The sequence below is a fragment of the Actinocatenispora sera genome, from assembly GCF_018324685.1.
GTDB classification, from domain to species: domain Bacteria; phylum Actinomycetota; class Actinomycetes; order Mycobacteriales; family Micromonosporaceae; genus Actinocatenispora; species Actinocatenispora sera.
Genome location: NZ_AP023354.1, coordinates 3701060 through 3713832, shown reverse-complemented (window position 1 = coordinate 3713832; position 12773 = coordinate 3701060). Strand labels below are relative to the sequence as shown.

Annotated in this window: 13 protein-coding genes; 8 read left to right on the top strand and 5 right to left on the bottom strand. The window is 68.3% G+C overall.

The window, feature by feature from the left end; translation table 11 throughout:
* Positions 1-7: 7 nt before the first annotated feature.
* The 7 genes from Asera_RS17725 (at position 8) to Asera_RS17695 (ending at position 5046) form a co-directional block, all read left to right on the top strand.
* Positions 8-1414 carry a helix-turn-helix domain-containing protein gene (locus Asera_RS17725; protein ID WP_084132329.1) on the top strand — a complete coding sequence of 469 codons (1407 nt, stop codon included), beginning with the start codon at positions 8-10 and terminating at the stop codon, positions 1412-1414.
* On the top strand, positions 1401-2069 hold the full coding sequence (locus Asera_RS17720; protein ID WP_212804632.1) for a phosphotransferase: 669 nt from the start codon (positions 1401-1403) through the stop codon (positions 2067-2069). Before Asera_RS17725 ends, Asera_RS17720 begins: the two co-directional genes overlap by 14 nt.
* Before the next feature lie 116 nt (positions 2070-2185).
* A complete protein-coding gene (locus Asera_RS17715; protein ID WP_212804630.1) occupies positions 2186-2335 on the top strand; it encodes a hypothetical protein in 150 nt (49 codons plus the stop codon).
* Positions 2336-2444: 109 nt separating this feature from the next.
* On the top strand, positions 2445-3182 hold the full coding sequence (locus tag Asera_RS17710; RefSeq protein WP_030448209.1) for a phosphotransferase: 738 nt from the start codon (positions 2445-2447) through the stop codon (positions 3180-3182).
* Positions 3183-3422: 240 nt separating this feature from the next.
* Positions 3423-3605: a hypothetical protein gene (locus Asera_RS17705; protein ID WP_030448210.1), complete on the top strand. Its 183-nt coding sequence runs from the start codon at positions 3423-3425 to the stop codon at positions 3603-3605.
* Between the two features lie 249 nt (positions 3606-3854).
* On the top strand, positions 3855-4148 hold the full coding sequence (locus Asera_RS17700) for a hypothetical protein (RefSeq protein ID WP_030448211.1): 294 nt from the start codon (positions 3855-3857) through the stop codon (positions 4146-4148).
* Between the two features lie 16 nt (positions 4149-4164).
* Positions 4165-5046 carry a radical SAM/SPASM domain-containing protein gene (locus Asera_RS17695; RefSeq protein WP_030448212.1) on the top strand — a complete coding sequence of 294 codons (882 nt, stop codon included), beginning with the start codon at positions 4165-4167 and terminating at the stop codon, positions 5044-5046.
* Here Asera_RS17695 and Asera_RS17690 read toward each other — a convergent pair.
* The 5 genes from Asera_RS17690 to Asera_RS17670 form a co-directional block, all read right to left on the bottom strand.
* A complete protein-coding gene (locus Asera_RS17690; protein ID WP_211255698.1) occupies positions 5037-5879 on the bottom strand; it encodes a phosphotransferase in 843 nt (280 codons plus the stop codon). The two genes, Asera_RS17695 and Asera_RS17690, sit on opposite strands and share 10 nt — an antisense overlap.
* A complete protein-coding gene (locus tag Asera_RS17685) occupies positions 5876-6640 on the bottom strand; it encodes an AAA family ATPase (RefSeq protein ID WP_030448307.1) in 765 nt (254 codons plus the stop codon). Before Asera_RS17685 ends, Asera_RS17690 begins: the two co-directional genes overlap by 4 nt.
* A 420-nt stretch (positions 6641-7060) precedes the next feature.
* Complete coding sequence (locus tag Asera_RS17680; RefSeq protein WP_212804628.1) at positions 7061-7492, bottom strand: hypothetical protein; 432 nt, start codon at positions 7490-7492, stop codon at positions 7061-7063.
* Positions 7493-7626: 134 nt separating this feature from the next.
* On the bottom strand, positions 7627-9420 hold the full coding sequence (locus Asera_RS17675) for a DUF4236 domain-containing protein (protein WP_212804627.1): 1794 nt from the start codon (positions 9418-9420) through the stop codon (positions 7627-7629).
* An 890-nt stretch (positions 9421-10310) separates the two neighbouring features.
* Positions 10311-11201: a DUF4231 domain-containing protein gene (locus tag Asera_RS17670; protein WP_157035043.1), complete on the bottom strand. Its 891-nt coding sequence runs from the start codon at positions 11199-11201 to the stop codon at positions 10311-10313.
* Positions 11202-11712: 511 nt separating this feature from the next.
* Here Asera_RS17670 and Asera_RS33975 point away from each other — a divergent pair.
* Complete coding sequence (locus Asera_RS33975; protein ID WP_425305946.1) at positions 11713-12702, top strand: helix-turn-helix domain-containing protein; 990 nt, start codon at positions 11713-11715, stop codon at positions 12700-12702.
* Positions 12703-12773: the final 71 nt, after the last annotated feature.

Below are 12773 nucleotides of genomic sequence, written 5' to 3'. Positions count from 1 at the left end.
CGCGCCGATGGGTCAAGCGCCCCGCCACCTGGTGCCGTCGCGTTCGGCGGCGGACTACTTCGGCGCGCAGCTGCGGCACTGGCGACAACTGCGCGGGCTGTCCCAGCAGCAGCTCGGCCGCTTGACGTTGCACAGCGGCTCGCTGATCGGCAAGGTCGAGAAGGCCGAACGCACACCGCCACCGGACCTGGCGCGCCGGTGCGACGACATTCTGGAGACCGGCGGTGCGCTGCAGCGCCTGGACCCGCGGGCCAGCGTCGACGCCCAGCATGAGCGCAACGCAGTCTCCGTCGTACCGTCCGAGGTTGGCCTTGCGTGGTCATCCGATCTGGCCGATACGGTGGAGGTCGCTGGTCAACTGTGGAGGGCTGACGTGCAACGGCGCAAGGTGGTGATCGGCGCGGCCTGGTCGGCCGCCGCGTTCGCCGCACCCGCCCGCGACTGGCTCGCCGCCTGGGCCGCACCGAACCCGACGCGTGCCGATGGCCGGCGGGTGGGTGCGGCCGAGGTGGGCGTCGTCTGGTCGATGTGCGGCACCTTCGCCAACCTCGATCACCAGCTCGGCGGCGGCCACGCCCGCACGACGCTCGCGCACTACCTGAGCACTGCGGTGCTGCCGATGCTCAAGGGCAGCTACAGCCAACGCACCGGCAGACAGCTGTTGGCGGCTACCGCGCGGCTGTGCGACATCGGCGGGTTCATGGCCTTCGACTGCCGCCGACCCGGCCTCGCGCAGCGCTACTACGTCCAGGCGCTGCGGCTGGCAAAGGACAGCGGCGACCGCAGCATCGGCGCACACATCCTGGCCGACATGTCCATGCAGGCCCAGTACATGGGCGACGGACCGGAAGCGCTCGCGCTGGCCCGAGCCGGTCAACGCACTGCGCGCGACTGCGGGTCGTCGCTGTCGATGGCGCGCTGCTGCGCCCTGGAAGCCCGAGCGCACGCGCTGCTCGGCGACGGCGGCTCGTGCGGTCAGGCCATGAGCCGCGCCGAACGGGCCCTGACCGCGGCCACCGACGAGGAACCGTCCTGGGTCACCTTCTTCACCTCCGAACAACTCGCGGCGGAGTTCATGTACGCCGCGGGCGAGCTGGGTCGACACGCCGACGTGCAGCGGTTCGCACCCGCCGTGCTCGCGTCGTCAGCAGGCATGCAACGGCGCCTGGCCCTGGCGACGACCGCCCTCGCCTCCTCTTACCTGCCGGGCAGCGGCACCGGCAACCACACCGCGGACATCGACCAAGCATGCGAGGTACTGCGCACCGCCGTCCCGGTGGCTGCGACGCTCGCGAGCCCGCGAACGGTCAACATGCTGCACGCGGTTCGAGCGCAGCTTCGCGCCCACCGCTCCCGACCCGCTGTCGAGCAACTGGACAGCGAGATGGAGAGCGTTCTCGGTGCCGCATCCTGACCTGACCGCCACGCCGGCCGCCGTCGATCTCACCGAGACGCTGCGCGGTGCATGCGCCCTACGTGGTGTCTCAGCCGACGGCGCGCGTCTGCTCCATCATTCCAGCAACGCTGTGTTCCACCTGCCAGGCGCCGACATCGTCGCGCGGCTGACTCCCGGCGACGATGTCGGTGATCGGCTTCGCACCACCCAAGCCATCACCCGCTGGCTGGTGACCGAGCATCAATTCCCGGCCACCAGGCCGGCAGACATCGAACCCGTCGAAACCAAGACCGCCACGGTCACCTTCTGGCAGTACTACCCGCAGCCCGACCCGGCCCCGAATCCCACCGCGACAGACCTGGCCCGGCTGCTGCGCCGACTGCACCACCTCGACCAGGCGCCGCCGGCGACGCTGGAGGCGTGGGTACCTCTCGAATCACTGGACACCGCGCTCCACGACACGACCGTCAAAACCCCGCTGACCTCCGAAGAACGGCGCTGGCTTCTCGACGAGGTCAAGCGCGTCCGCGACGAATGTCTCAGCCTGGACTACCAGCTTAATCGGGGGCTGATTCACGGCGACGCCTGGGCCGGCAACCTGCTACGCGGCGCCGACGGCTACCTGTTGGGCGACTGGGACTGGCTGGCCTGGGGCCGCGGGAAATCGACCTGATCCCCACCTGGCACGCCGCGACCCGCTACGGACGAGGCGCCTCCTGGTCTGCCGCTTTCGCCGCCGAGTACGGCTACGACCTGTCGCGCTGGCCCGGCTTCGCGTCCCTGCTCCACATGCGCGACCTGGTCCAACTCACCGGCCCCCTACGCCGCGGCGCCACCAGCAACCGCCATCACCGCGTGCTGCGCCAGCGTTTCGACGCCATCCGCGCCGGCGACCCCACCAGCTGGACCGCCTTCCAGCCCGGTGCAAGCACGACGTAGCCGCCAAGCCGGCGAAGCGTTCCACCGCGCGGCGCAATGTCATCTGCCGCGCTCAGGCAGCCACGGCTCGCATCGCCGCCGCGGCCGGGTAATCAGGGAGGCAATCTCGATGGCTGACGATGCCGACAGCGAGGTGCTTCTCACCGGCGGAAGGATTACTCCCGGGGTGGTGCGAGTCGGCGACACGGTTCGTCGTCCCAGACTCCCGACCTCGGACTTGGTCGCCGAGTTGTTGGTTCACTTGGAGCGGCAGCAATTCACCGGAGCACCTCGATACCTCGGCGTCGACTCGTACGGGCGCGACGTGCTGACCTACCTACCCGGCAAGGTACCCGCCCGCCTGCAGACGTTCACCGATGCTCAGATCAACGATGCAGGCGCGTTACTCCGCCGCTTACATGACGCGACCCGCGGCTGTCATTTGACCGGGCCGCGGCAGGTCGTCTGTCACCATGATCCCGGGCCCAACAACGTGGTCTTCCGCAATGAGCGGCCGGTCGCGTTCATCGACTTCGACACTGCCGCGCCTGGCGATCCCCTGGACGACCTCGGCTACATGGCCTGGCTGTGGTGCTGGACTGCCAAGCACACGGCACCGCCCGTTCCGGTCCAGGCACGCCAGGTGCGTCTGCTCGCCGACACCTACCACTTGGACGCGGACACCCGCCGCTGCGGGCTCGTTGACGCGATGCTGGCCAGTCAACTGCGCAACATCGACTTCTGGTGTCAGCGGGCCGCCACCACGGACGACCACGAACAAGCCGAGCGCATGATCGCCTGGACCAAGCGCCAATACGACCACACCACTCGTCACCGCGACGCGCTCGACCTGGCCCTGCGCCGGTAGATGGAGCGCAGGACCGGGCCTAGCTTGCCGTCTCGTTGACGGTCGCCGAATGCCCCGGACCGTGCCACCGCCTCCTCCGTCGATGGCGGCTTCGCCTCTGCGCCTTCAATTCCCGGCCCGGCCGCATTCGTCGCGCACCGGGATGCGGACAGCCGGGTCGTCCGCATCGGTCGTCTGGCGTGGCTCGGATTCCCGATGGGTCAATGGATCCAGTGTCAGCCGACGAGATGAGGCGGGACCATGATCCGTTCGCAGAACGAGGTGCTTGGCAGTTGCGTGGTCGTCGAGTCCGGTATCCCGGAGCCGACCGACCTCACGATCGTGTCACGCAAGGTCCGGGGACATCCGGACACGCTCGCCGATCAGCTGGCTGAGCGCCTGTCGCGGGAGCACAGCACCGCGCCGGACCTGCACATCCTGTGATGGGACTGGTCGGTGGCCTCCCGACGGAGCGCCCCACCCGGCGCGGGACGAGCAGGCAGTGCCCTTGTCGTTGGTGAGCCTGCGTCGCGAGAGTCTGGCCCTGGAGCATCTGCCGCGGCTACGCCGGCGCACCGGCGGCTCGGTTCGTCCCGTACCGATCGGCGCCGCGGGCTGGAGGCCAACACCCTGCCGCAGTACCGGCCACCCCGGCCCGGCTGCCGCCGGACCCGGCTTGCGGCGTGGTGAGTCGTGAGCGCCGTGTACGCGCTGGGCGTGCTGCCGCGGCCCGGCGACCAGGTACACATCACCCGCTCGGTAGCGCCGACGACGGTCGCCGAGGGTGTCTTGACGGTGGCCTGGACCGAGCCGTGCGACACCGACGGCTGGGCGTACCTGGTCGGCCGGTGGCCAGACGGGCGCCCTGGCAGGGCGATGGTCTGGATCGACCGGATCGTCGTCCGGCGCAGCGAACACGCCACTCCGTGCAGCAGAAGGGTGGACAGCCTTCCGGCGCCCGGCGCCGGCCGACCCGCAACACCGTGAACGAAGGAGGTACCCCATGTCAACCGATCTGTCGTTCATGTGGCTGGAGATCACCGGCCGCTGCCAGCTGTCGTGCGCCCACTGCTATGCCGACTCCGGCCCGTCCGGTGACCACGGCACCATGACCGCCGCCGACTGGCGGCGCGTCATCGACCAGGCCGCCGCACTCGGCGTCGGCACCGTCCAGTTCATCGGCGGCGAGCCGACCCTGCACCCCGAGCTACCTGCCCTGATCAAGCATGCCCTGAACGTCGGCGTCAGCGTCGAGGTGTACACCAACCTGGTCCACGTCACGCCGCGGCTGTGGGAGGCGTTCGCCGCGCCCGGTGTGTCGCTGGCGTGCTCGTACTACTCCGACCGGCCCGAGCAGCACGCGGTGATCACCGGTACGGCCGGGTCGCACGCGCGTACTCGCGCGAACATCGCCGAAGCCGTGCGCCGTTCGATCCCGCTGCGCGTCGGGGTGGTCGACCTGGACGACGCGCAGCGCACCGAGCAGGCGGTCGCCGAGCTGCGTTCGCTCGGGGTCGCCGAGGTCGGGTACGACCGGCTACGGCAGGTCGGCCGTGGCATCCGCGACCAGGCGCCCAGCGTCGACCAGCTGTGCGGGCACTGCGCGTCCGGCGTGCTCGCGGTCTCCCCGTCCGGTGAGGTGTGGCCGTGCGTGTTCTCCCGCTGGCTACCGGTCGGCAACGTACGTACCGCGCCGCTGGCCGACATCCTGACCGGCCCGGGCGCTGCTGAGGTTCGGGGAGAGCTGGCCGAGCGGTTCGGCAGCCGGCAGACACCGTGCGTGCCCAACATGTGCAACCCACAGTGCGGGCCGTCGTGTAGCCCGGCCTGCAACCCGACCGGTACCTGCCGGCCGGCCGGGGGCTGCACGCCGATCTACCGGTAGCCGCGGACCCCGAGCCGGGCCAGGTGATGCCGCACCGGCTCGGCCAGCTGCGGATAGTCGCCGCCCGCGATGCGAGCCAACATCCGGGCGGCGACGGCCATCTGCGCCACCCGACCGTCATCGGTGTCGAGCACGTCAGCGAACAGCTCGGCGACCCGCTCGGCGACCGCCGGTACCGGCAGCGCACACAGCAGCAGCGTCGCGGCGTCGGTGCCGGCCGGGCCGCGGCCCCACAACTCCCAGTCCAGAATCCCGAACGGGCGCATCAGGTTGCCCCAGTGCAGATCCCCGTGCACCGTCTCCCACCGCTGGACCCGCACCGCGGCACCGAGCATCGACTCCGTCCGGGCAGCCACCGCCTCGGCGCCCTGGTGCACCCGCGTCGTCGGCGTGGCCCGGAGCGCATCGAGCCGGCTCCGCATCGTCGTCCACCAGTCCTCCGATAGGCCGGGGTCGTCGGCGAGTACGTCGGTCGTTGACACGACCGCGCCGGGCAGCAGCGTCGATGCCTCGGCTCGCTGCACCCGCCCTTCGGCCTGCCACTGCCACACCTCCACCACCCGGGGGATCTCCGGCAACGGCAGTGCGCTGGCGTCCGCGTTGCCGGTCAGGGCATCGCCGCCGGCGTACTCCGGATACTCCGACACCACCCGCAGCCACCGCGGCCCGTCGGGACCGTCAGCGCGTGCGCCGATCGACCGCAGCCGCCAACCCAGCACCGGCGCGCCGGCCAGCCGCAGCCCGAACCGCTTGGCCGCCTGGTCGAGGTTGGTGCGCATCCACGCGGTGAACACCTCGTCGGATGCCTCGACGGCCAGCACCGGCCGGCTCACGTCTGCGCCTGCTCCCCGATCAGGTGCCGCAGGTACGCCTGCGGCCTGTCCAGGTACCGTCGCCAGTTGTCCACCAATTCCAGCTCCGACCACGACGACCGGCGAAACCCCCACTCACCAACCTCGACGATGTCCGCCCCGGGCGTGGAGGCCAGGATCGGCGAGTGCGTCGCGCACACCACCTGCGCGCCCGACTCGCCCAGCTCGTGCATCAGCGCCACCAGCTGCAAGCTCGCCGCGAACGACAACGCCGACTCCGGCTCATCCATCACGTAGAAGCCCGGCTCCGCCATCATCGTCCGGAACATGGTCAGAAAGCCTTCACCGTGCGACATGGCCGTGGTGTCCTCATCCCAGTACCCGGCCCGGCCACCGAGCCGCTCGGTGAGCTGGAACGCGGTCTCCGCCCGCAGGAAGAACCCCTTCTTCTGCAACCGCGGACCCTGCACCATGCGCGAGCCCGGCGGGGCCAGATCCAGCCGCAGCACCTCACCCAGCGGAGTACGCGTCGACTTGGCATGCGGCGAATACTTCCGGCCAGCCTTCCCACCGTAAGAATCCAGCCCGAACCCCTCGGCGATCGCCTCCACCAGCGTCGACTTGCCCGAACCGTTGTCGCCCACCAGAAACGTCACCGGCGCGGTGAACCGCAGCGGCCCATCATCGAGCAGCTGCGCCACCGCCGGCACCGACCACGGCCACCGCGACCGCTGCGCCGAGCCGACCGCGCCGCTCGACACGTACGCACCATCGACGAACACACCACCACGATACGCAGCGCACGCTGTACACGAGTCCGACATCAACCGCCGGCAACCCGCAACGACCAGATCGTCGCGACGCTCACCTCCGGCCCGGTCGAACGACGGGGACGCGCCGCATACGTGCGCACCGGGTCCCTTCGAGCCCGCGCTCACACCGCTCCACGCCGCCGCTGTCCCCGCAGAACCACGCGTGCCCAGGGATGCCGGAGTCGCGGACCCCTGCACTTTGGTACGGGCCATTGCGGCGCGACGACGGCCGCATCGACGAGCTGTGGGCAGTCTGGGACGGCCAGCCAAGCCCGCGGCTACGGCCGCACCGCTGACGTTGTCGCACGGGCCCGCTAGCGCGATGTGCCGGTCACCGTGTTCTGGCCAGAAGGCGCAACCCGCGACCGAAATTTCTCCCCAATACCGGTCCTAAGCCTTCAACTGAGGACAGGTGGAACGGTAGTGGCCAGCGCCTCGGCAGTACCCGCATCGGCGTGGTCGGGCTGCTCTCTTGGCTGTCGGCTCGACCGAGTTGGGTGGGGGGTCGGATCTCAGATCGTCGAAGTAGTCGGGGACGGCGAGCGCTCTGGCCGCAGTCCGTAGCTGTTTCAGCTCCGCCGCAGCCAAGATGCCATCTTCGAACGCGGCCTCGCGCAACGATTCGAGGAATCGCTGGTTGAGCTCTGCGAGCTGCGAAGCACCGAGTCCCGCCGCACCGGCAAGGTCAGCCAGAGCACGGGCTTCATCACCGACGATCCGACCGTCGTCCAGCGCGGTTGACAACGCAGACAGATACGCCTCAGTGTCCGCATCGCCTGCATCGGCGGCGCTCATCGGTAGCCGAGCCAGGATGCTGGCCATCCAGCCGTCACCACCATGACGCAGGTTGACTGCGCGGGTACGGAGGCTCGCGACCGAGACGGGAACGTCTGCATGGGCGGCGGGCACCAACGGCGGGCAGGGGTACGCGAGTGGCCGCGTTATCCGCCCCAGCATCAGCGGCAACAGAGCTGCCACCGTGCGGACATCCCGAGCGCCGCGTGTGCATCGGGCATCGCCACACCGGCGTGCCGCGCAAGGGTGGCAAGCTTGAAGTTGGGGGCAGTTAGCGTCTGTTGGGCAAGCCACAGCGTGCACAAGGCAGGAAGCGGCCCGACGGTGATGCCCGTCCGGCGCAGTTCGGCGGCCAGGAATCCTTCCTCGAACGCCGCGTTGTGGGCCACGACAACGCACCCGTCGAGCCGGTTCAGCACCTCGTCCACGACCTCACGGAAGCGCGGCGCATCCCGGACCTGATCATTGCTGATGCCGTGGATGAAGACAGGACCAGTGTCACGCCCATCCGGGTTGATCAGGGTGGCGTACTCGTCCTCGATCCGACCAGAGGCATCGACGCGAGCGATCGCAAGCTCGACAACTCGATCCCCTCGCGCAGCGGACAGGCCGGTTGTTTCCAGATCGATGACGGCGTACGGACCGCCGACTCTGACCAGCCCGTCGGCGTGATCCAGATCGCCGTAGGCAAAGAGGATGCCGGACTTACCAGGCCTGGCGAATCGCGTCCGCTCGTGCACCTCGCTGGACGGCTGCACAGGGATCCGCGGTGGCGCCGGCGGCGCGACGGACGGCGTCAAGACGGAGACCGATGGTCGCGGCCGGATCGGTGGTCGCGGTTGGAGCCCCGGCGCAGGGCGAGAAGCCGGCGAGGCGGGCGGCGCCGGAGGAACGGCAGGCCCGGCAACTGCAACGACCGACGACAGCCACCTCGCCGCGTCGACCCGCGAGCAATCGATGATCCATCGCAGGCCGGTCGTCGACCAGAACTCCAGCGTGCCGTAGAGCATGACCGGAAGCTGTCGATTGTTCTTGTAGCGACGATCCGGGCCACCCTTGACGTTCACGTACCGCCAGGTCGAGCCGACCCGGGTGCCGTCACGCGGTACGCCGCCACTCTCGATGAAGCGTGTCGGGTTCATCGACACACGCAGCTCGCCGTACGCCACATCGCTCCAGGATCGCCCCGAACAAACCAGGACCCGATCGGGAAGAAACAACAGCGCGTCTCGACCGCACCGCACAGAAGGCACCGCGATGTTCGTGACCAAGGTGGTGCGCGGCGCCAGCGTGAAAGAGGCGGCTACCCGCCTCACGACATTGCTGGCACCGCTGTTGATCTTGTACTGATATGTACCCGTCACTGTGCCGGAAGCCTGGATCCGCCAAGCCCCGGCCATCCCGACCAGCGGTGGATACCCGTCGACGAGCCCCTGGAACCACGTCGCTGCCGGCCCGGTCACGTCGTAGAAGGCAACTGCGGTGCGACGCGCCCGTTCCCAGAGCGCCAACCACACGACGCCCACCGCACCGAGGGGCAGCACAACAAGCCCGCCGACACCCGACACCGCAGCAACGATGACGACCGCCGCAGCCACCCACGGCCACCACAGGTGCCTGCGCCCAGCCTGGTTAAGCTGTTCCACCAGATCCCCGGGGCCAGTCGGCTCCAACCTCGTGGCATCGGTGCCGGTCGTTTCGAGCATGATCACGTCGCTTGGCACGGGCGACGGTGCCGCGGGCGATACCCGCGGCGTGGAGCCGCTCCGCCCACGCCGCTTCGTGCTGAATGAGGTCTGGTAATGGACCCCGGCTACGTCGACGCGAACATAGTTTCCCCGCGGCCCGCTACCTACCCGAAAGCCCGGAAGACCTGCACTGACACCGATACCCGAACGCGAGAGGTTGAAGCGAAACGGCCCGGCACGAAGGCTCTTTCGCACGTAGAAGCTCACGTCAACCTCCCAGGACGAGGCGGAACGAATGCCGGCCCGGTCAGGCAATTTCACCGGCTGACTTGGTCAAACCTGGACCGTGGCATCGCACATGGGCCACGAGCTCGATCGACCACGCCCGGATCTTAATAACGGACTCCGGAGCGTCACATTGTCCGCACGGCTGGCCTACCTCGCCGAAAGAGACGATCAGAATTACCCGACCAGCCAGCCGGGCCCGCCGACGAGATCACTCTCGCCCTCGCTCTACAGACCCTGGCATCTGATTCAGCGGGCTGATCCCGCTGCACCAGCTCGCCAAGGTCAAGATGGTGCGGCTGTGCCAGCCCGAGGACTCCCAGGCGCGCTGGCGGCGATGGTCGAACACGCCGAAGCCTGGCTGGCCGCCCTCGAGCTCGCCTGCTGGGTGGTGCTGCTGCCGGCCGGGGACATGGGCTTCTCCGCCCAGCTCACCTACGACCTGAAGGTCTGGCCGCCGGGAGATCTCCTCGGTCTCCGACTGCGGCGCCTTCCGAGGACGCCGCGCCAACATCCGCACCCACGACGCCGACGGCAAGCGCCGCTCCCTTGTCACCCTCAACGGCTCTGACCTGCCGATCGGCCGCACCGTGGCCGCGGTACTCGAACTGCACGAGCGCCAGGACGGCTCAGTCGTACTGCTCAAAACGCTCACCACCACACCAGTTTCCGGGTACGGAGAACTTGGTCCTCAGCCTCGCGGTTCACAAGACCAGCGGCCGGTCGGGACACGTCGGGGGCTTCGCCCAACCTCCGTTACAGTGTCACCTAATTCGCGACCTCGGCGGTGACGAAGACATGGGCGAGATTGAGCTGACCGCCGCATTGTCGCGATTCATGAGGCTGTGGCATCAGGCGAGCAATGGGGGGCGTTACTGCTCGCGCTTAATCTCAACGTGCTGGTCAAGCTGCTGTTGCCGCTTGGCCTGCTCATCGCGCAGCTGCTCAACAACGGAGGCAAACAAAGCGAATGCCTCGGGCTCGGAGCGATTGGCGTATTTTCCGACCCGCAACTCAACGGACTGGTACTCACGCTCGATTGCGTCTGATGTCCACTGAAGATTGAAGCTTCGTTCCCGGTACTTAAAGTACCCAGTGAACCCGGCAGCCAACCCCACGATGAAGCTGACGACCACGGCAACCCAGCGGACGTAGCCGAAGCTGACCGAGGCTGTTGTGATTGCAGAGGTCAGGACAGAACCAATAATGATCACGCTTTGCCAGCGGTTATGAACCGACCGATACTTGTTGGCGCCCTCTCGGAAATCGGCGATGATGTCTGGCATCTCATCACGATACTGCTTTTGATGTGCTAGTACGGGATCTGACTGTGTTTCCTCCTCATCGCCAGACAGATGCTTGTTTTTCCTGAGCACCAGGTTCAGCTTTTTAATGAAGAGGCGGACGTTTCTGGATCTCTTGTACTGGTAGTAGATCAGGAACGGCGATCCGGCCAATGAGAGGATGGTTAGTACGTACGCATAAATGCGGAGGCGTTCGATAGCGTCGCCTTCAAGAAGGCTCACCACAACCGTAGCGGCGACCAGGATAACGTTTCCGAAGATCGCCCAGATCAACCCGACTCTACGCCAGATCCTTTGTAGTGCCTGCTGTTCTTCAGCGTCCAATATCCTGCTTCTGATGTGGTCTGGATGCCATGGGCGGTCGTCATGGTCGATGATGTTCTGCCACTCGGCTTGCCGCCCACGCATCCTGGGCCTTGGCTGCTCGCCCACGCTTGATGCACTTTCGTCCTGGTTCATGTGCGAAAATTATCGAAGACCTCGATGACCGAAGAGTCGTGTACTGGACAGTTTGCACAATGAGACCCAGTACGCTCTCAGCTCTTGACATCTGACGAGGGCCGGCGCAGGGCGCCGGCTCGTGAGCTGCCAGCGTCCTGGCGCTACGCCTGCTGTCGACATTCTGTGGACCTCTTGGCACCAAACCTCATCAACTGGGGACGACAGGGAGATCCGGAGGCGCGGGGAAACGGCCATGCGCCGCCAACTTCGCCTGACCGCGGCGGATACGCGGTGAAGTTCTGACCTTCGATGGTGTTGTTAAAGGTCATCGTGGTGGGTGTATCGCTCTTGAAACTGCTGAGGCGGTATCCCCGTCTCCGTGGGTTCGAATCCCACGCCCTCCGCACCACCAGGTGTTTTCCCAGGCCAGTCCCACTGGTGGGCCGGTGGATCCCACTGGTTCGCAGCGTTCGTACGAAATCCGTGCGAACGATCTTGGCGCTGTTCGCCCGGCCCAGGGCGGGGCCCGATGAGCATAGAGGCGATGTCGTACGCCCTGTCGCTCGACGTCGGACACCCCACCCGCAAGCAGATCCTTCTCGGCTACGCGAACCACGCCCACGCCGACGGCACCGTCTCCTACGCGAAGCCGGCCACCATCGCCCGGTACGCCAACTGCTCGGAACGCACCGTCCAACGCCACCGGAACGACCTGCTCCAGTCCGGGCTCCTCCGCGAAGGCGACCAACGACTGGTCGACCACCTGCCCCGCCACGGCCGCCCGATCGTGTGGCGGGCCGCGTCCCAGCAGGCGGCGGCCGCTTCCAGGGGGCGCCGTCGGGGCCGGCCGTGTCCCGGTCGATCAGGACGGCGCCGTGGTCCCGGGTCACCAGTACGTTGTGCGGCACCAGATTCGCGGTGGGTGCGGACGTGGTCGCCGATGCTCCGGTACGCGGCGTCGATGCGCCGGGTCAGCTCGTCGACCAGGCGGCGGTGGCGTCGCAGCGGCGCGGCCCAGGCCAGTCGCTGGGCGGTACCGGCCGCGCGCCACCGCTCCCACGCCTCGGGCGGGTTGACGCCGTACCAGAGGTGCCGGGCGGCGTCGACCGCTTCGGCGGCGGGCGCGAGCGTGTGCAGCGCCGCGCGCATCCCGCCCCACCACTGCGGGGTCGCGGTGCCGTCGGGCACGGCGTCCAGCCACTCGTGCACGCGGATCACCCCGTCACCGTCGCCGAGATCGGCGCCGAGCCCGAACGCGGCCTCGGCTGGCTCGACCGGTACCGCGACGGGCAGACCGGCCCTCGCGGCGCGTCGCTCCAGGTCCATCGCCCGGGTCAGCAGCTCCCGCCACCCGTCGATGGCCAGCCGTTTCACCAGGTACCGGCCGCGTTCGGTGTCGAGCCGCCCGGTCTCGCTGCGGGCGTACCGGACCGGAACCAGGGGCGCTGTGGGTGCGGCCAGCCGGAATGCGCGGGCGACCGTACCGGCGTCGGGTGCGGGAGGCGTCCCCGAAATCTAGGCCGTCCTGGGGTGTCTCCCGGCGGCGTGGGCCTGGACCGCTCGCGTAGCCCTCGCGATCAGCCCAGCTCG

Bases quoted from the DNA above. Each gene is read 5' to 3' on its own strand.
- Asera_RS17695 (WP_030448212.1), top strand. From the start codon at position 4,165: ATGTCAACCGATCTGTCGTTCATGTGGCTGGAGATCACCGGCCGCTGC.
- Asera_RS17725 (WP_084132329.1), top strand. From the start codon at position 8: ATGGGTCAAGCGCCCCGCCACCTGGTGCCGTCGCGTTCGGCGGCGGAC.
- Asera_RS17670 (WP_157035043.1), bottom strand. From the start codon at position 11,201: ATGAACCAGGACGAAAGTGCATCAAGCGTGGGCGAGCAGCCAAGGCCC.
- Asera_RS17710 (WP_030448209.1), top strand. From the start codon at position 2,445: ATGGCTGACGATGCCGACAGCGAGGTGCTTCTCACCGGCGGAAGGATT.
- Asera_RS17680 (WP_212804628.1), bottom strand. From the start codon at position 7,492: ATGGCCAGCATCCTGGCTCGGCTACCGATGAGCGCCGCCGATGCAGGC.
- Asera_RS17715 (WP_212804630.1), top strand. From the start codon at position 2,186: ATGCGCGACCTGGTCCAACTCACCGGCCCCCTACGCCGCGGCGCCACC.
- Asera_RS33975 (WP_425305946.1), top strand. From the start codon at position 11,713: ATGAGCATAGAGGCGATGTCGTACGCCCTGTCGCTCGACGTCGGACAC.
- Asera_RS17705 (WP_030448210.1), top strand. From the start codon at position 3,423: ATGATCCGTTCGCAGAACGAGGTGCTTGGCAGTTGCGTGGTCGTCGAG.